Raw genomic sequence first — 17,236 nt, 5'->3', positions numbered from 1 at the left:
AATTGGATGGTACCGGGCAAGATGGTGCCCGGCATGGGCGGCGCCATGGACCTAGTGGCCGGAGCCAAGCGCGTCATTGTCGCCATGCAGCATACCGCCAAGGGACGCCCGAAGATTGTCCGGGAGTGCTCCTTGCCGCTCACGTCGGACCGGCCGGTCGACCTCGTGGTCACCGAACTCGCCGTGATCGGCTTTCCGGACGGCCGCGCGACGTTACTGGAGACATCGGAAGGTGTCTCAGTCGAGGAGGTGCTCGCCGCAACCGAGGCCGAACTCGTAATCCCTCCTGAACTGTCTGCCGCGACAAATCCCAAGAGTAGATCCGGGGATGTCACCCTGTCTTCGATGGGAGAGGCCATATGAGCGCATCACTTCATCCGGCAGCACCTCACCATCTGCCGGTCTTCATCCCCGCGCCCGGCGAGACCGACGTGTTCATGGTGGTCATGGCAGTGTTCCTGGTACTCGCCGTGCTGGCGGTCGGCCTTCTGTTCCTCCGCTTACATACTCTGCCGGAGCGCATGGCGCACAAATCCCATAAATTGCAGTTCGAGATTGTCGCCGTGCTGGGCCTGCTGGCCCTGTTCACTCACATGCACATCTTCTGGGTCGCCGGTCTGCTCCTCGCCCTGATCGACATTCCCGACTTCGGCAATCCGCTGCGCAGGATCGCTGGGTCTCTGGAAAAGATCGCCGGCCTGAGGCCCGGCGAGGGTGCGACCGAAGCGCCGGACGAGAGCGGCGTCAGCGGCCCGCCAGCCGAAGCGGCAAGTGAAGGTGCCGCCGAAGTGCCGCCTACCATCACGCCCACCCGGATGCCAAAGGAGCGGGCCCATGCTTGAGCTTCTTCTCTGCTCGCTGCTGACGATCTTGCCGGACTATCTCTACCGCCGTTACGGCCAGGGCAAGCGGATCGGCAAGGAGATCACGCTCTTCTCGGCCTGGTTCGAGCTGCGGTGGGGCATTGTCACCTGCCTGATGCTCACGGTGGGACTAATCACGGTGATCTTCTACAATCACCCCTCCACGAGCAGCGCTACTGTGTTTTTCCGAACCGTCCCGGTCCTGCCGGAGACCAACGGCCGCGTGGCCGAGATCTTTGTCAATGGTGTAAGCGACGAGGTCAAACAAGGGGCACCAATCTTCCGTCTCGACAACGCCAAGCAGGAGGCGGCCGTGGAGACTTCCCGCCGAAAGATCGCCGAGGTCGACGCGCAGCTGGTCGCGGCGCGGACCGATGTCGCGGCGGCCGAAGGCAAAATTCAGGAGGCCAGGAGCGCCCATCAGCAGGCATTGGACGAACTGGAGACCAAACGGGAAATCTACCGGCGCAATCCTGGCGCCGTCGCCACAAGGGACATCGAGAAGCTCCAGGTCGCTGTCGAGGGACGCCAGGGCGGCATTGACGCCGCCGTTGCCGCGAAGGAGCAGGCCGAGACGCGGATCTCCACGCTCCTACCGGCGCAGAAGGCCAGCGCCGAAGCCGAGTTGGCCCAGGCCGAGGTGGATCTATCAAAGACCGTCATCCGGGCCGGCGTGAGCGGACGGGTGGAGCAGTTCACGCTACGGGTGGGTGACGTCGTCAACCCGCTCATGCGCCCGGCCGGTGTCCTGATCCCGGAGGGCGCCGGTCGGGGACGCCTCCTGGCCGGCTTCGGACAGGTCGAGGCGCAGGTCATGAGGCCCGGCATGGTCGCCGAGGCTACCTGCGCGTCGAAGCCTTGGACGGTGATCCCGATGGTGGTGACGGGAGTGCAGGACTTCATCGCCGCCGGCCAGGTCCGCAGCGGCGAGCAACTGCTTGATCCGCAGCAGGTGGTTCGGCCGGGGACCATTCTGGTCTACCTGGAGCCGCTCTACGAAGGCGGGCTCGACGGCGTCACGCCTGGCAGCAGCTGCATCGCCAATGCCTATACCAGCAACCACGACCTGATCGCCTCAGGCAACGTCGGCGCCATCCGAGGTTTCGCGCTTCACGCGGTGGATGCCGTTGGGCTGGTGCACGCCTTGATCCTGCGCATCCAGGCGCTGGTGTATCCGATCCAAACCCTCGTGTTCAGCGGCGGACACTGACAATGAGGCGAGGGGGAAGAAGGCGGCGGATCATGATCCGCCGCTCGGAGCAAGTGGAGGCGCGCTCCTTCATTCTGATGAAACGGTCTGTTCAAGGAGAATGACCATGGCCACCATGTCGAAGAATTCAGGAACATCAGACACACTGCGAAGCGGTGCCGGATATGCTTTGCCAGGCGACAGCGGCCGCGCCCTGGCGAATGCCACGGAAACGTGGTTCGCCGCGGCCACCGAGTGCCAGCGCGAGATGATGAGCTTCGTGTCCATGCGCCTCGAGAAAGATGCCGAGACCACCCGCGAAATGATGGGCTGCAAGAATCTGGCGGACGTGACGGCCATCCAATCCCGCTGGATCGAGGAAACCCTCCGCGACTACAATTCCGAGGTCACCAAGCTGATGGCCATCTACACCAAGTCTGTGAACGGTGGAGGCCGGTTCGGAGGGTAACGGAAGGTGGTTGCGGTGAAAACCTCACCAGGCGCTTGAACGCACCTGAGTGACGGCTGCACATCATCAGTGCAGCCATTGTCTCACCGACTTGGGCGGATCCGGTTGTTCAGATGAATGACTGTGCCGGTGGATTGTCGGCCCGGTCAGCCTCCGGATCGATCAGGAAAAATCCCGAAAGCCCGCCCAGGATGACAAGACTTCCTGTCAGCGTAAGGGCCATGCGGTATCCATCCGCAGGATTAAGCCCGCTATCAACCACCAATCCCATGACCGAAGGAGCAAACGGACCGGCCAGTGTCACGATGGCGGTATTGACACCAAGGATTGCCCCTCGTTGCCTGACCGGAGTGACCTCAGCGATCAGGCATGGCGCGAGCACAAAGATCACGTTGCAAAGTGAGAACGCGAGCACCGTGCATAAGACAACTGTGATTGATCCCCCGGATTGGGACAGCAGAAGTGTCAGCAGACCCGCGGCGACAGTGCTGGCGCAGGCCATCCATCCGCAGGCAAGCCGGCTTGAGACGCCGCGCTGCTGCAGCCCGTCGGAAATGGCCGATACAACGGGCAGGAGCACGATCTGGCAGAGAGCGATCAGCATCATGATCCAACCGGCCTGAACCGGCGTGTAGCCGAAGGCTTGGTTCAGGATCGCTGGCAGCCAGATGACAGCCACGGTCAGCAGCCAATAGGCGAAGAACCCGACGACTTGGACACCGATGACCGTGCGACAACCGAGCAGCCGGCGGTATGACAGGTGCGCCTCGGGTCCGCCCATACTCATATTGTTAGGGGTGAGGGGCCCCTCGCGGGCAAACGCAAGCCATACAGCGCACCAGATAAGGCCGATGGTACCGAGAAGCCCAAACGCGGCATGCCAGGACCAGGACGCAATGATGAACACGACCATCGGGGCCACGATCCCGTTGCCCGACAGGGCGCCGATGGCGATGAGGCTCGTCGGCAAGGCCCGACGCTCGTTCGGGAACCACTTATAGGCGGCATGCGCCGCAACCGGGTAGGCCGGGCCTTCGCCGAAGCCGAGGGCAATCCTGTTGGCGATCAGCGCGGCCATCGAGACCGGCAGCAGCATGGGCAGTTGGCACAGGGACCAGATCATTGCCAACGCGGCCAGCACCCACTTGGCCGCGATCCGGTTCACCAGGAAACCGCCGATCACGGCTCCCAGCGAGAACAAGGTGAAGAAGCTTGCCCCGATCAGGCCGAACTGGGTATGGCTCAGTCCCAGTTCCTGCATGATCGGAACCGCAGCGAGGCCGAGCACCGCCCTGTCGGCAAAGTTGATCAACATGAACAGAAATAGCAGGCCCACTGCGATCCAGGCGCGCGCCGGATCCGCGACTTCGGCCGTGAACATGGCCCGTGAGTGCAACTGCTCCATGGCCTCGATGCCTATCTGAGGCTGGAAGATGCAACTGTGCCGCAGCAACGCAAAGGTCTTGTGACGATGACCTCCGGGCGCTCTTGGCCGCCAAGCGCCGCCATCACATCAGGCCCGATCCTTGTCGAGGGTTGAAGGACCTCAATAGTACCGGCGGTAGGCCACGCGGGGGCCGAAGTAGCGCGGCCTGTAGTAGCCCCGGTACGCGCCATAGTAGCGGGGCCTGTAGTAACGAGGACCATAGTAGACGCGCCGCGGATAGTAACGCGGACCATAATAGACCCGGCGGGGATAGTAATAGCGCGGGCCGTAGTAGACACGCCGCGGATAGTAGGCGACGCGCGGGTACGCGTAACCCGGCCAGGGCCCATAGTATCCATAACCATAGCCTGGATAGCCGTACCCATAAGCCGAATACCCATACCCGTAGGCGGGATATCCGTACCCATACCCGTAACCATAGGCGGGGGCCGTGGCGGCTGCGGTGATCAGGCCCCCGAGGATTGCCCCGCCGATCAATCCAGCCGCGACAGCGCCGCCCCCGCCGTGATGATGATGGTGATGATAGCCGCGGTATCCACGCCAGTACTGCGCGTCCGCTGTTCCGGCACTGCCGGTCAGGATCAACGCGGCAGCGGCGACAGCTGCGAGTTTCCTCATGTCAGCCTCCAACGATTTCGTGCCCACCACCTCTGTCTTTTCGAAGCTCCTCTTGCCCGTGCCGCCTCGTTCATCGGTAATGCACGGCAATGAATTCAATCTACATCTATTTGGCGGCCGTGCTTGACCGCTTGAGACAAGGTCTTGACACTTTAGGACGGGCCTCCGTCTCGAGGGCGGGAAGGCTCCCCTGAGCCGCCGTTTCCGTCATCGTGAGCAGCGCTGGTACGGAGTACCGGTCGTGTCCTGCTCATTGAAGTAGCGCTTGAGCGAGCCGTCCGGCTGCGTTGCCATCAGAACCCTGACCTCGCTGCCTGCCACGGCGTTGGCGCAGTCGAGGACGAGACGCTGCCGGTCTCCGACCGGCCTGACCGATTTGATGCGGCACGACGCCTGGGGCGTCCTCAAACGGTTGCCGGAGACGATGAAGGCGGGCGCGAAGATGTCGACCGGCCTCTTGAACGACGTTCCCTTCCCGGCGGAAGAGTAAACCTCGGCGCAATCGGCGCCCCCAGCCAGCCAGGCGCCCTGGTAGCCCGCAAGGCCGCCTTGCGCCATCGCGCCCGACACTTCCACTGTCGCGGCAAGGCCCAGACCAAGCCCAGCGGCACCCACAAGCCCCGCAATTCGCATCGTGTCCTCCTCCAACAAGGCATCCGGCCAAGGCCGCCCTAGGTGGGACAACCGGCCATGACTGAGACACTGTAAGCTAGACGGGGCATCCTGCTTGACCGAAGAGGACAATCGCTTGGCAGTTTGGGCCGGCGGCGACGAGGATGCCGATGCCACTCATCACATTGGCGATGGCGAAGATCATGCCGGCTGCCGGTTTCGGGACAAAGTCGCCGGACCCAATGGTGGCGATGGTCCCGATTGCGAAATAGGCGGTATCCAGGCTGCTCCAGCGCTCCGCAGCAGCGTTTCTTCGTGGGCGGTTTGAACGCCGTCCTTTGTGACGTGCCTGCGGCCAAAACTGTCAAGAGATTGTCCCCTCCGATCAAGCACTGTGTTCCGGATGGGCTAGGGTGCCGCCGAAAGGCAGAGAAGCCATGAAGCTCTTCTTGGTGTCCGTCGCCGTTGCAGGCTACGCCACAGGTGCCCTTGCACAGTCAGGCTCTACGACCCCTGCCATGACCTGTGCCCAGGCCAGGGGGATCGTGGCCTCGCGGGGAGCGGCCGTGCTGCGCACCGGACCGGCGACCTACGACCGCTATGTGCGCGATGGGAGCTTCTGCGCACTCCAGGAAACCGCACGTCCGGCCTGGGTGAGGACGGCCGATGTCGCGCAATGCCCAATCGGCGGGGTTTGCCGCTCCATCGAGATCGACAACGGGCGGTGAAGGGAAACGGCCAGGCCCACACGGAAAAGCAAGGGGGACGAGGTCATGATGGACAAGCCGTATCCCGACCGTCACCCTGTGGCCGGAGCATCTCCGCTCAGGTCATCCCTGTCCAGGCCCTCACTCCTGTGGCTCCTGGTCCTTGCACCGATAGCCGTCCTTCTCGATTATGCCGGCAATGTTCCGGCCGGCGTGGTCTTCTTCTGCGCGGCGTTGGCCATCGTGCCTTTCGCCAAGCTCATCGTCCAAGGCACCGAGCAGGTTGCGGCCCACACCGGCGCCACGATTGGAGGCCTCCTCAACGCCACCTTCGGCAACCTGCCGGAGTTGATCATCGCCATGGCGGCCTTGCGGGCCGGTCTCCTGGATATGGTGCGCGCCTCCATTGTCGGGGCACTCCTCGCTAACCTGCTGGCGGCCCTTGGCTTCTCCTTCCTGCTCGGCGGCCTGCGCCACCACAGCCAGAAATACAACCCCGATGCGGTGCGGACCTACTCGTCGATCATGGTGCTGGCCTGGATCAGCCTGGCGCTGCCGAGCGCATTCCACCGCGCATTTGAGGCGGAGTCCCATCTTGGCCTGCACGCCACCCTGGATCTTGTTGTGGCGGTCGTCCTGCTGGGCCTCTATGGGCTGTTCCTGCTCTACTCTCTGCGAACTCATCCGGAGACCTTCACCGAATTGAACGCCCCGGAGGAGGAGACCGAAGGACACCCCAACATCGGGTGGGGTGTCGCGACCTTGGTGGTCGCCTCTCTCGGCGCAGCCTGGATGAGCGAACTCCTCGTCGGGGCCGCTGAGCAGGCCGGGCACTCGCTGGGCATGTCGCAGATATTCATGGGCGTGATCGTGCTCGCGCTCGTTGGCGGTGCGGCCGAGTCCGGATCGGCCATCGCTATGGGGCGGGCCAACCGTCCCGATCTCAGCATCGGCATCGCCCTGGGAAGCTGCGCGCAGATCGCGCTCTTCGTCGCCCCGATCCTGGTGTTGGTCGCGCCGGTTATGGGGCAGCCGCAGTTCCGGTTGGTCTTCTCGCAGGCCGAGATGTGGATGCTGTTCGGGGCGGTGCTGCTCGGGGCGACTGTTGCCACGACCGGCCAGGCCAATTGGTTCAAGGGAGCCCAATTGCTCGCCCTCTACGTCATTATCGCGGCCGTGCTTTACCTGATCCCGGCGGTTCCGCCGTAGGAAATCGACCCATGCTGCGACAGTTTCTCCTCGGTGGCGCCGTCAGCCTGGGCAACATCGCCATCCATGCCGCCGTGATGGCGACGGTCGTGGGCACCGCCCGCCGCGCCCTGAAGTGGGAGCACCACCGGCCCCAGGCTTGGCTCGCAGCCGCCATGGTCGCGACCGTGGGGATCCTGATGGTCGCGCATGTCGCCGAGGTGGGGGTGTGGGCGCTCGCCTATGCGCTCCTGGGTGTCGTCCCTCCCGGAGCCGATATCCTGTACTTCGCGTTCGTCAGCTATGCGACACTCGGCTACGGCGACGTCGTGCCGGTGGAGCGCTGGCGCCTGCTCGGTCCGATGGCGGCGATGAACGGCGTGCTGCTGTTCGGCTGGTCGACGGCGGTTATCTTCGAGGTGATGAGACAGGCCATGCGCCACCGCGATCAGAGGGGCGGTCCGTGAACCGGATCATCCGAGCTGAAGCACAACATGCACGACCTGTACGTGGCAGGCGGTTTACGTTGCCTTCGCGTCGATTTTCCATTTTTGCCTGAACGACAGAAAACGTGACCTGCTGAGTTGGCTTGAATGACGACGATGCTACGGCGCCAACAATCGCTCCGGCAGGAGACGCTTCCGGCAAGTTACTGTCTCCTCAGCGAACGCGAACATTGAGGTTTCCTCCGAAGAGGATCGAGTGCACCGTGTTGGTTCGGCTGCGCCCCACAAAGCACGAGTTCAGATCCCAATAGACCAAAAATGTGGGCTGAGGTGTGGAGCTACACAGGCTTCAACGAATATTGGTCTGATTTTTCAGGATCTTAACAGTGTGATTGGCGGAGAGGGTGGGATTCGAACCCACGGTGGGCTTGCACCCACGGCGGTTTTCAAGACCGCTGCCTTAAACCACTCGGCCACCTCTCCAGCAAAGCAAACCTCTCCAGCAAAGCAAAAGCCCTTTGAGGCCTGATTGGGCTTGCAGGGTTCTCTAAGGCGGCGAACCCGTTCCCGTCAACTTCAACCTGCGGAACTGGTGCGACCGCATGGATAATTTCGTAGCCGTTCGACTGCATTTTGTCATGGGTCAAGTAAAGGAAGGCATTCCGTTGGAGAGGGCGATAAACTCAGCTGAACCGTGAGGCAAAAACAGGAAGGCGGGATTTCCCGTCTAAGTAGCTAATAAATCACAGCATTTTCCCGCGCGCAACAATGTTAACAATTTAGCAGCTTTGCAATTGACAAGCGCGGCCATTTAACTTCCTTTTAAGGGGATAAACGCACTTTGGTTGGCTGACCGGGGCAGGTTCTGACGCCACCATGGGCAGTGCGAAGAAGAGGATGCGAAACAATATGCATTGGGGTCGCGCTGAAGCGAAAAGCGGTCTGAAGGGAAAAAAAGCCCTCGACTGCCAAGCTCTCGTCCGGGTTGCAGGTGTCGCGGCTATGGCCCTGACCGTTGCAAATTGCTCCTCTAAAGTGGGCGGAATCGATCCCAAATACGGCGTTGCTCCAAGCCCAAAGGTTATCGCCGATGGCCAGCCGGTTCCCAAGGGAGGCGGCCGAAACATGGTCGGCAAGCCATATATCATTGCAGGTCGCACCTACGTTCCGTCCGAAACGCCTCGTCCCACCGAGGGGCTTGCTTCCTGGTACGGCTCCAATTTCCATGGTCGCATGACCGCTAATGGCGAGATCTTCGATCGCGACTCGATCGCAGCGGCCCATACGACCATGCCGCTTCCGAGCTATGCGCGTGTCACGAACCTCCAGAACGGTCACTCCATGATCGTCCGCGTCAACGACCGCGGACCTTTCCATGGCAACCGTGTCATCGACGTTTCCGAGCGTGCGGCTGCCGCCCTGGGTTTCAGGAACCAAGGAACGGCGAAGGTCCGTGTTGAATACGTTGGTCGCGCTTCCACGAACGGCAGCGATGACCGCATCCTGCTCGCAAGCCTCCGCACCGATGGTCAGCCTGCAAGCCTCACCAATGCGGCTCCGACGATGATCGCTCAGGCGACTCCGCGCCCTGCGAATGCGCCACGCCAAGCCATCGGCATCAACTCTTATGAGCCTGAGGATGACATCGAGGCCGCACCTGTTGCTGGACCAGCCCCTCGGCAGGTTGCCTCTACCGCTGCCCCGCTCCGGAGCAATGTTCCGCTTCCGCCTGAGCGCCCGTTCGACCTCGGCACGATTCCTGGCGCCGCTGCTCCTGGGATGACCCTGAGCTCTGCGGGTCCGAATGTGATCCCGCCGTCGCGCCCTGTTGTGGCTGGGCTGTATTATGCTTCGCCTGATAGCACTCAGACAGGCTTCCAGAAGGGGAACCGGTTCAACACCCTGGATCAGTCGAAGTTCGTGGTTCGCTGAGATCGGTGGATCAGTCTCAGGGCTGCCCTCGATTCCATCAGTGTAATCGCACACACGTTATCCTGGAATAACGTTGATTTGACGTTGACGCGCCACAGATTCTGGCTCTCCTAGGGGAAGAGCCTGGATAACTTACGATGCGTCAATATCTGCCTGCCCGCTTTTTCACGTTAACCATTTTCTCCTTCGCTGCCTTGGTTTGTTCGTGGGCTCTTTCGCCCCAAGCAAGGGCGCAAACCTTCCAGACGAGTGCGCCGACAGCGATCCTGATGGACGCTGACAGTCATGCCGTTCTCTTCGAGAAGAGTGCAGATGAACTGATGGCTCCAGCCAGTATGGCCAAGACCATGACGGCGGAAGTGGTCTTCAACGAAATAAAGAACGGGCGCCTGTCCTTCGATAGCACCTTCACGATCTCCGAGAATGCGTGGCGCAAGGGAGGGGGCGGTTCGGGCGGCTCGTCGATGTTTGCCCAGGTCAACAGCAATATCCGCCTCGAAGACCTGCTGCGCGGGCTCATCGTTCAGTCGGGCAATGATGCGGCCATCGCCATCGCCGAAGGCATTGCCGGCACGGAGGAGAACTTCGCGAGGCTCATGAACGAACGTGCCCGACAGATCGGCCTGACGAAATCCACCTTCCGCAATTCAACGGGTTATGGGCACCCTGAGCAGAAAATCACCGTCCGGGATCTCGCGAAACTCGCCATCCACATTGTCGAAACCTACCCCGATCTCTACAAGATCTTCGGAGAACGTGAATTCACCTGGAACAAGATTCGCCAGCAGAATCGGAATCCGCTGCTGGCAATGGATATTGGCGCTGATGGCTTGAAGACCGGAAACATTGAGGAGTCCGGCTATGGCCTCATCGGATCCGCCGTGCAGAACGGGCAGCGTCTGGTTGTGGTTGTCAATGGCCTCAAGACCGCCAAAGACCGGGCCAATGAATCCCGAAAGCTCCTAGACTGGGGCTTCAGGGCCTTTGAGTCCCAGCAACTCTTCGCTGAGGGGCAGGTGGTCGGCGAGGCTCAGGTCTTCGGCGGCAGCAAGCGCTCCCTACCGCTTGTATCCAGGAAGCCTGTTCGTGTACTGGTGCCTCGTGGAGACGGCGAGCGGGTGACGGCTCGCATCATCTACACCGGTCCGCTCAAGGCCCCGATTCGGAAAGGGACCGAAGTAGCCCGGCTTCAGGTCAACCGTGGTGAGATGCAGGCGCTCGAAATGCCGCTTTATGCCAATGAAGACATTCAGGAAGGCACCCTGAGCCAACGCGCTCTGGACGGCCTTTTGGAATTCAGTACGGGCTGGGTGCGGCGCGCGTTCACGAGTGTCATCGAAAGAATTTGATGGCGGGCCGGTTCATCACGTTCGAGGGCGGGGAGGGCGCAGGCAAGTCGACCCAGATCGCTAGGCTCAAAGATCGGCTGGAGCAGCTCGGTCACCTGGTCCTCGTGACGCGGGAGCCTGGCGGCTCACCTCTGGCGGAGGAAATCCGTTCCTTCATCCTGGCCGGGCATGCCAAGCCTCTGGGGCCCTTTGCTGAGGCCCTGATGTTCGCTGCCGCCCGGATCGATCATCTCGACAAGACTATCAAGCCTGCACTCAAGAACGGCACTATCGTGCTCTGCGACCGTTTTGCGGATTCGACACGCGCCTATCAGGGCTCATCAGGGGCGATAGCTCCTTCGGTCATTGATGATCTGGAGCGGGTGGCGCTTGCCGGTACGAAGCCAGACCTGACTCTTATCCTCGATCTTCCTGCCGAGATCGGCCTTGCTCGGGCCGGGGAGCGGCAGGCCCGAAAAGGTGAGGGCGCAGACCGGTTCGAGGATGAGGGTCTCGCCTTCCACCGAACTCTGCGCCAAGCCTATCTCGCCATCGCGAAGTCCGATCCTCAGCGCTGTGCCCTGATCAATGCCGATCAGTCGCCCGACGAGGTCGAAGCGGCGATTTGGGCAACCTTGCGGGAGCGCCTGCCTGACCTGACCGAACGTTCCGAGAGGCCTCTCGATGTCGCGTGACAATCAAGATGTCATCGAGCCGGATCAGTTCGACGCGGCTCCACACCCGCGAGATCAGTTTGCCTTGTTTGGCCACAGGGACGGCGAGGGGGCGTTCCTGGAAGGACTGCGCAGCGGGCGGCTTCACCACGCGTGGCTGATCGGTGGTCCTCAAGGGATCGGCAAGGCGACCTTGGCCTATCGGGTCGCCCGCGCCGTTCTTGATCCTGCGAAGGCCAGCGACCGGTCCATCGACAACCTGCAGGTCTCGCCGGAATCGGCGGTGGCGCGGCAGGTTTCGGCCCTGTCCCATCCCAATCTCTCGGTTCTCCGGCGGGCTCCTGCGACGGACAAAAAGGCGGCTTCGACGACCATTCCTGTTGATGCCGTCCGCAAGGCGCTGAACATGTTCGGCTCGACAGCAGCCAACGGAGGTTATCGGGTCTGCATCGTGGACAGCGCCGAGGATCTGACGATTTCCAGCGCCAATGCGCTCCTCAAGGTGATCGAGGAGCCGCCGCTGCGCTCCCTATTCCTCATCGTAAGCCACGCGCCTCAACGTGTGCTGCCGACGATCCGCTCACGCTGCCGGCGTCTGCTCCTGCGACCGCTGGAGGAAGATCACATCAAGGCTGCCATTCATTCGCTGGGGGAGCCCTGGAATAGCGTTTCAGAAGAGCTACTCGATGAGGCTCTGCCTTACGGCGAAGGTTCGGTGCGGCGCACTCTTGAGCTTTTGGACGAGGAAAAAGTTGCCTTCATCGGGCAGATCACGCGGCTCCTGGAAGGTCTGCCTAGGGCTGACACCAAGCAGATCCACGCCTTGGCCGAGGCGCTCGCGAAGCGGGATGCTGATGACAGCTATGAGCTGACCCTGGAGACCGTCGAGCGCTGGGTTTCCGGCAAACTGCATGAGCGGGCCAGCTTGGGCCCGGCACGCCTTGCGCCTTTGGTGGAGGTGTGTGAGAAGATCGCCCGGACGGCTCGCGAAATCGACGTGTTCAACCTCGACCGCCGGCCTTTCATCCTCACGCTGTTCGACGATCTGGCTGACGCGGTTCGGCGAACGGCCTAAGCTCGCTGTGGGCGCTGCGTTCGAGATTTCAGAGTTTTAAGGATCCGCCATGGCCGACAAGCAGAAATTCTATATCACCACGGCTATCTCGTATCCGAATGGCGCGCCGCATATCGGCCATGCCTACGAGGTCGTCGCTTCCGATGCGATTGCCCGCTTCAAGCGCATCGACGGTTATGACGTGTTCTTCATGACCGGCACCGATGAGCACGGGCTCAAAATCCAGCAGACGGCGGACCGCAGCGGAACGACGCCGAGGGCATTCGTGGATGAAATGGCCGCGAAGTTCCGCGCCATGGCGGACCGGCTGGATTGCTCCTACGATCGGTTCATCCGCACGACGGATGCAGATCATCTGCCGTCCACGCACGAACTGTGGCGCCGGATGCAGGAGAGGGGGGATATCTACCTCTCCAAGTATTCTGGCTGGTACTCGGTTCGCGACGAGGCCTATTACGACGAGAGCGAGCTGACCAGGCAGCCGGACGGCAGCTGGCGTGCGCCGACAGGCACGCCGGTCGAGTGGATCGAGGAGGAGAGCTATTTCTTCCGCCTCTCCGCCTATCAGGATCGCCTTCTCGAGCATTATGCGGCGAATCCGGATTTCATCAGCCCCGAGTCGCGCCGCAACGAGATCACCAGCTTTGTCCGCTCTGGCTTGCAGGATCTCTCGATTAGCCGCACGACCTTCAACTGGGGCCTGCCGGTTCCGAATGATCCTAAGCATGTCATGTATGTGTGGATCGACGCACTCAACAACTACCTGACCGGTTGCGGATTCCCCGACGAGAACAATCCGCGCTGGCACTACTGGCCTGCCGATGTCCACATTATCGGCAAGGACATCGTTCGGTTCCACACGGTCTACTGGCCGGCCTTCCTCTTGTCGGCGGGCCTGCCTCTGCCCAAGCGCGTCTTCGGCCATGGCTTCCTGCTCAACAAAGGTGAGAAGATGTCGAAGTCGGTCGGCAACGTGGTCGACCCGTTTGACCTGGCTGACACCTACGGCGTCGATCAGATCCGCTACTTCTTCATGCGCGAGGTGCCTTTCGGCCAGGACGGCAACTACTCGCATGAGGCCATTGTGAACCGCATCAATGCGGATCTGGCGAACGACCTCGGTAACTTGGCGCAGCGCTCGCTTTCGATGATTGCCAAGAACTGCGGCGCCGCTGTGCCGCAGCCTGGTGCGTTCACGCAAGCTGATCAGGACATTTTGTGGCTGGCGGACGCGCTGCCCGCGAAGGCGAGGGCGGCCATGAAGGATTTCGCCGTCCACACCACGCTTGCCGAAATCTGGGCTGTGGTGGCGGAAGCCAACCGATACTTTGCCTCTCAGGAGCCCTGGGTGCTGCGTAAGAGCGATCCTGCCCGCATGAACACAGTGCTTTATGTGACAGCCGAGGTTCTGCGCGCTGTCGGCATCCTGGCCCAGCCGTTCGTGCCGACCGCGGCAGCCAAGCTTCTGGATCTGCTGGCTGTTGCACCTGGGAGCCGTGTTCTGGCGGCTGTGGGTCCTGATCACCGTCTGATAGCGGGGACGGCCCTTCCGCAACCTGCACCGATTTTCCCGCGTTATATCGAGGCGGAAGCATCCTGACGCTTCCGCTTCGAGAGGTCCCACGGGGCCTTCAGCGGAAGTAGGCGATGTTTACGACCTTCATGTTTGCGACCGGGATCGAGAATAGCATCCCGACCATAAACAATGGCCGCACCCGTATCGACCAGATGGAAAAGTGCGGCCATTATAAGTACTGGCGGACCGATTTTGATCTTCTGACGGAACTCGATGTTCAGGTCCTGCGCTATGGACCGCCGCTGCATACGACCTTCCTTGGACCGGGCCGTTACGATTGGTCCTTTGCCGACGTAACCTTCGCAGAGATCGAACGCCGCAACATCATTCCGATTGTCGATTTGTGCCATTTTGGCGTTCCAGACTGGATTGGGAACTTCCAAAACCCGGATTTTCCTGAACTTTTCGCGACTTACGCCGAAGCCTTCGCTCACCGCTTTCCATGGGTTCAGCTCTATACCCCGATCAACGAGATGTTCATATGCGCTCAGTTCTCCGCTGCTTACGGCTGGTGGAACGAGCAGATGCGCAGCGATTGCGCATTCGTCACGGCTCTCAAGCACCTCGTGAGGGCGAATGTTCTCGCGATGGAGCGGATCCTCAAGGTTCGCCCGGATTCACTCTTCGTCCAGAGCGAATCTTCGGAATATTTTCATGCGGAGAATCCGAGAGCGATCAAGCCTGCGGAGATCCTGAACGCCCGGCGGTTCCTCTCGCTCGATCTGAACTATGGCCGCCGAGTGGACTCGGAGATGTACGAGCTCCTGATGGATGGTGGTATGACCCGGGAGGAATACCATTTCTTCCTCAACCGATCATCCCTGCGCCACCACTGCATCATGGGGAACGATTACTACGTCACGAATGAGCATCGCGTTCGAGCGGATGGCTCGACGACCGCCGCAGGCGATGTTTTCGGCTACGATGACATCACGCGGCAGTATTACGACCGCTACAAACTCCCCGTTATGCATACCGAAACCAACCTGATGGAAGGTTCAAAAGGTGACGAGGCCGTCGATTGGCTCTGGAAACAATGGGCCAATGTTCTACGAGTGCGAAACACGGGCGTCCCGATTGTCGGCTTTACTTGGTATTCTCTGACAGACCAGATGGACTGGGATGTTGCTCTTCGTGAGGAGAACAACCATCCCACTCCCGTAGGCCTCTATGACCTTGATCGCAACATCCGCCCCGTGGGGCGTTGCTACAAGCAGCTGATCAAGGAATGGTGCAATGTGCTGCCTGCACAAAGCGTATGCCTGACGGTTCCTGTCGTGCGGCCTCAGGAGGTGAGAGAGGCGCATGTCGTGCGAAACCAGGAAAGGCTTCGCAGGATGCGGCGCACGGAGGTCCGAGAGGATAAAGAACCGGTCGCCACAGCCAAGAACGTCCGTCGCTAGACGAACTGGCCAATCCGATCTATGCAGCCCTGAAGAGTTAACGGCCTCGGAGGAGGGCGCTTTCACCGATGTTGGTCGACAGCCATTGCCATTTGGATTTCCCGGATCTTCAGGCCCGCCTTCCCGACATTCTGGCGACCGCCAAAGATGCTGGGGTTGGCCGGATCGTCACGATCTCGACCCATGTGGCACGCTACGGGATCTATCGGACCCTGGCAGAGGCACATGACAATGTCTTCTTCACGGTAGGCACCCATCCACACAATGCAGCCGAGGAGCCGGACGTGCCGGCAAGGCGCTTGGTAGAGCTCTCAGCACATCCGCGCTGTATCGCTATCGGCGAAGCGGGCCTCGATTACCATTACGACAAGAGCCCGCGTGATGTGCAGCGGAAAGTCTTTCGCACGCATATCGAGGCTGCGCGTGAAACTGGCCTTCCGCTCGTCATTCATGCCCGCAACGCGGATATGGACATGATCGAGATCCTGTCGAACGAAATGAGGCGAGGGCGGTTCAGTGCCGTGCTCCACTGCTTCTCGTCGGGTGAAAAACTTGCCCAAGTTGGCGTTGAACTGGGTCTCTATATCTCTTTTTCCGGCATCCTGACCTTCAAGAATTCGGAAGAAATCCGCCGGGTCGCGGCTGCTACGCCGCGTGACCGCTTGCTCGTGGAGACAGACGCGCCTTACCTCGCGCCCGTGCCGTTCCGCGGCAAGACCAACGAGCCAGCCTATGTGGCGCATACAGCCCATGTGCTGGCCGGTGTCATCGGCGTGAGCGACAGCGACATTGCCCGGATTACGACTGACAACTTCTATCGTCTGTTTTCCAAGGCCGCGCAGATCGATATGGTTCGGGAGCAGGCGCGCGCATCATGACGCTGAAATTAACCATATTGGGCTGCGGTTCTTCGGCAGGGGTGCCGCGCGTAGGCGTCGGATGGGGTGCATGCGATCCAAAGAACCCCAGAAATCGCCGTCGGCGCTGTTCGGTTCTTGTCGAGAACACGGCGACTGGCGCTGCAACGAGCGTTCTGGTGGATACGACACCGGATCTTCGTGATCAGCTGCTGGATGCCGACGTGAAGCGTCTCGATGCCGTTCTCTACACCCATGAGCACGCCGACCATATTCATGGGATCGACGATCTGCGCCCGCTGGCGATCGTCATGCATAAGCGGATTCCGGTCTATGCCGACCGCATGACAAGCGAGCTGCTTCAGATCCGGTTCGGCTATTGTTTCGAAACACCGGCCGGGAGTAGCTATCCCCCCATCCTGCAAATGCGACACCTCAAGCCGGGTGTGATGACCACCATACCAGGGCCGGGCGGTCCGGTTGAGGCCATGCCGTTCAAAATGATCCACGGAGATATCGAAACTCTGGGTTTCAGGTTCGGTAACGTGGCTTATGCGCCCGACGTCAGCTACATGCCCGAGGAGAGCCTTGGCTATCTCGAAGGTCTCGAGATCCTGATCATCGACGCTTTGCGCTACACGCCGCATCCCACGCATTTCTCTGTTGCCGAAGCGCTGGAGCTGATCGCGAAGGTGAGGCCGAAGCGTGCCATCCTGACGAACCTGCATACGGACCTGGACTACGAGACCCTGCGCAGCGAACTGCCTCCGCAGGTCGAGCCGGCTTATGACGGCCTGCAAATCGAAGTCGACTAGCGCATCGTGCTTAAAAAGTGGACCCAGTTTTCCGCTA

19 protein-coding genes and 1 tRNA gene are annotated in these 17,236 nt (G+C 61.0%); 15 read left to right on the top strand and 5 right to left on the bottom strand.

What is annotated here, in order from left to right; genetic code table 11:
- The 4 genes from DC522_RS15545 to DC522_RS15530 form a co-directional block, all read left to right on the top strand.
- A partial coding sequence (locus tag DC522_RS15545) for a CoA-transferase (protein WP_305777711.1) occupies window positions 1–363 on the top strand: 363 nt, incomplete at its 5' end.
- Window positions 360–842: a hypothetical protein gene (locus DC522_RS15540; protein WP_116529587.1), complete on the top strand. Its 483-nt coding sequence runs from the start codon at window positions 360–362 to the stop codon at window positions 840–842. The genes DC522_RS15545 and DC522_RS15540, both read left to right, overlap by 4 nt.
- Window positions 835–2,073, top strand: coding sequence for an HlyD family secretion protein (locus DC522_RS15535; RefSeq protein WP_116529586.1), 1,239 nt, complete (start codon window positions 835–837; stop codon window positions 2,071–2,073). The genes DC522_RS15540 and DC522_RS15535 overlap by 8 nt, the downstream gene beginning before the upstream one ends.
- A gap of 106 nt (window positions 2,074–2,179) precedes the next feature.
- Window positions 2,180–2,521 (top strand): phasin family protein, encoded by a 342-nt coding sequence (locus DC522_RS15530; protein ID WP_116529585.1) that lies wholly within the window; start codon window positions 2,180–2,182, stop codon window positions 2,519–2,521.
- A 109-nt stretch (window positions 2,522–2,630) separates the two neighbouring features.
- Here DC522_RS15530 and DC522_RS15525 read toward each other — a convergent pair whose 3' ends face one another.
- The 4 genes from DC522_RS15525 to DC522_RS37280 all read right to left on the bottom strand — a co-directional run bounded on the left by DC522_RS15525 (window position 2,631) and on the right by DC522_RS37280 (window position 5,442).
- A complete protein-coding gene (locus DC522_RS15525) occupies window positions 2,631–3,926 on the bottom strand; it encodes an MFS transporter (RefSeq protein WP_205769648.1) in 1,296 nt (431 codons plus the stop codon).
- A gap of 141 nt (window positions 3,927–4,067) precedes the next feature.
- The gene (locus DC522_RS15520; RefSeq protein ID WP_116529583.1) at window positions 4,068–4,586 is read right to left on the bottom strand and encodes a hypothetical protein; all 519 of its coding nucleotides are present in this window, start codon (window positions 4,584–4,586) and stop codon (window positions 4,068–4,070) included.
- Window positions 4,587–4,793: 207 nt separating this feature from the next.
- The gene (locus tag DC522_RS15515; RefSeq protein ID WP_116529582.1) at window positions 4,794–5,219 is read right to left on the bottom strand and encodes a hypothetical protein; all 426 of its coding nucleotides are present in this window, start codon (window positions 5,217–5,219) and stop codon (window positions 4,794–4,796) included.
- A 76-nt stretch (window positions 5,220–5,295) separates the two neighbouring features.
- Window positions 5,296–5,442 (bottom strand): hypothetical protein, encoded by a 147-nt coding sequence (locus tag DC522_RS37280; protein ID WP_371679691.1) that lies wholly within the window; start codon window positions 5,440–5,442, stop codon window positions 5,296–5,298.
- 193 nt (window positions 5,443–5,635) lie between these two features.
- Between DC522_RS37280 and DC522_RS15505 the strand changes: the two genes are divergently transcribed.
- Genes DC522_RS15505 through DC522_RS15495 form a run of 3 tightly spaced genes read left to right on the top strand, consistent with a single transcriptional unit; the run spans window position 5,636 to window position 7,560 of the window.
- Complete coding sequence (locus DC522_RS15505; RefSeq protein ID WP_116529580.1) at window positions 5,636–5,926, top strand: hypothetical protein; 291 nt, start codon at window positions 5,636–5,638, stop codon at window positions 5,924–5,926.
- Window positions 5,927–5,971: 45 nt separating this feature from the next.
- Entirely contained in the window at window positions 5,972–7,114 is a 1,143-nt protein-coding gene (gene cax, locus DC522_RS15500) for a calcium/proton exchanger (protein ID WP_116529579.1), read from the top strand.
- Window positions 7,115–7,125: 11 nt separating this feature from the next.
- On the top strand, window positions 7,126–7,560 hold the full coding sequence (locus tag DC522_RS15495) for a potassium channel family protein (RefSeq protein ID WP_116529578.1): 435 nt from the start codon (window positions 7,126–7,128) through the stop codon (window positions 7,558–7,560).
- A 372-nt stretch (window positions 7,561–7,932) separates the two neighbouring features.
- Here the strand turns inward: DC522_RS15495 and DC522_RS15490 are convergent.
- Window positions 7,933–8,022, bottom strand: a tRNA-Ser gene (locus tag DC522_RS15490).
- Window positions 8,023–8,436: 414 nt separating this feature from the next.
- Between DC522_RS15490 and DC522_RS37275 the strand changes: the two genes are divergently transcribed.
- The 8 genes from DC522_RS37275 (at window position 8,437) to DC522_RS15450 (ending at window position 17,199) form a co-directional block, all read left to right on the top strand.
- A complete protein-coding gene (locus tag DC522_RS37275) occupies window positions 8,437–9,471 on the top strand; it encodes a septal ring lytic transglycosylase RlpA family protein (protein WP_371679685.1) in 1,035 nt (344 codons plus the stop codon).
- A 137-nt stretch (window positions 9,472–9,608) separates the two neighbouring features.
- The gene (locus DC522_RS15480; protein WP_116529576.1) at window positions 9,609–10,820 is read left to right on the top strand and encodes a D-alanyl-D-alanine carboxypeptidase family protein; all 1,212 of its coding nucleotides are present in this window, start codon (window positions 9,609–9,611) and stop codon (window positions 10,818–10,820) included.
- On the top strand, window positions 10,820–11,494 hold the full coding sequence (gene tmk / locus DC522_RS15475) for a dTMP kinase (protein ID WP_116529575.1): 675 nt from the start codon (window positions 10,820–10,822) through the stop codon (window positions 11,492–11,494). The genes DC522_RS15480 and tmk overlap by 1 nt, the downstream gene beginning before the upstream one ends.
- Window positions 11,484–12,548, top strand: coding sequence for a DNA polymerase III subunit delta' (locus DC522_RS15470; protein ID WP_116529574.1), 1,065 nt, complete (start codon window positions 11,484–11,486; stop codon window positions 12,546–12,548). The genes tmk and DC522_RS15470 overlap by 11 nt, the downstream gene beginning before the upstream one ends.
- Before the next feature lie 49 nt (window positions 12,549–12,597).
- Entirely contained in the window at window positions 12,598–14,148 is a 1,551-nt protein-coding gene (gene metG / locus DC522_RS15465) for a methionine--tRNA ligase (protein ID WP_116529573.1), read from the top strand.
- Between the two features lie 47 nt (window positions 14,149–14,195).
- Window positions 14,196–15,527, top strand: a complete 1,332-nt coding sequence (locus tag DC522_RS15460; protein WP_116529572.1) for a family 1 glycosylhydrolase — start codon at window positions 14,196–14,198, stop codon at window positions 15,525–15,527.
- A gap of 68 nt (window positions 15,528–15,595) precedes the next feature.
- The gene (locus DC522_RS15455) at window positions 15,596–16,405 is read left to right on the top strand and encodes a TatD family hydrolase (RefSeq protein ID WP_116529571.1); all 810 of its coding nucleotides are present in this window, start codon (window positions 15,596–15,598) and stop codon (window positions 16,403–16,405) included.
- On the top strand, window positions 16,402–17,199 hold the full coding sequence (locus tag DC522_RS15450; RefSeq protein WP_205769644.1) for an MBL fold metallo-hydrolase: 798 nt from the start codon (window positions 16,402–16,404) through the stop codon (window positions 17,197–17,199). The genes DC522_RS15455 and DC522_RS15450 overlap by 4 nt, the downstream gene beginning before the upstream one ends.
- Window positions 17,200–17,236 lie beyond the last annotated feature (37 nt).

Source organism: Microvirga sp. KLBC 81 (assembly GCF_003075415.1).
In the GTDB taxonomy this organism is placed as follows: Bacteria; Pseudomonadota; Alphaproteobacteria; order Rhizobiales; family Beijerinckiaceae; genus Microvirga.
Note: the sequence above shows the minus strand (reverse complement) of the source record. Positions and strands in the feature narration are given on the sequence as shown.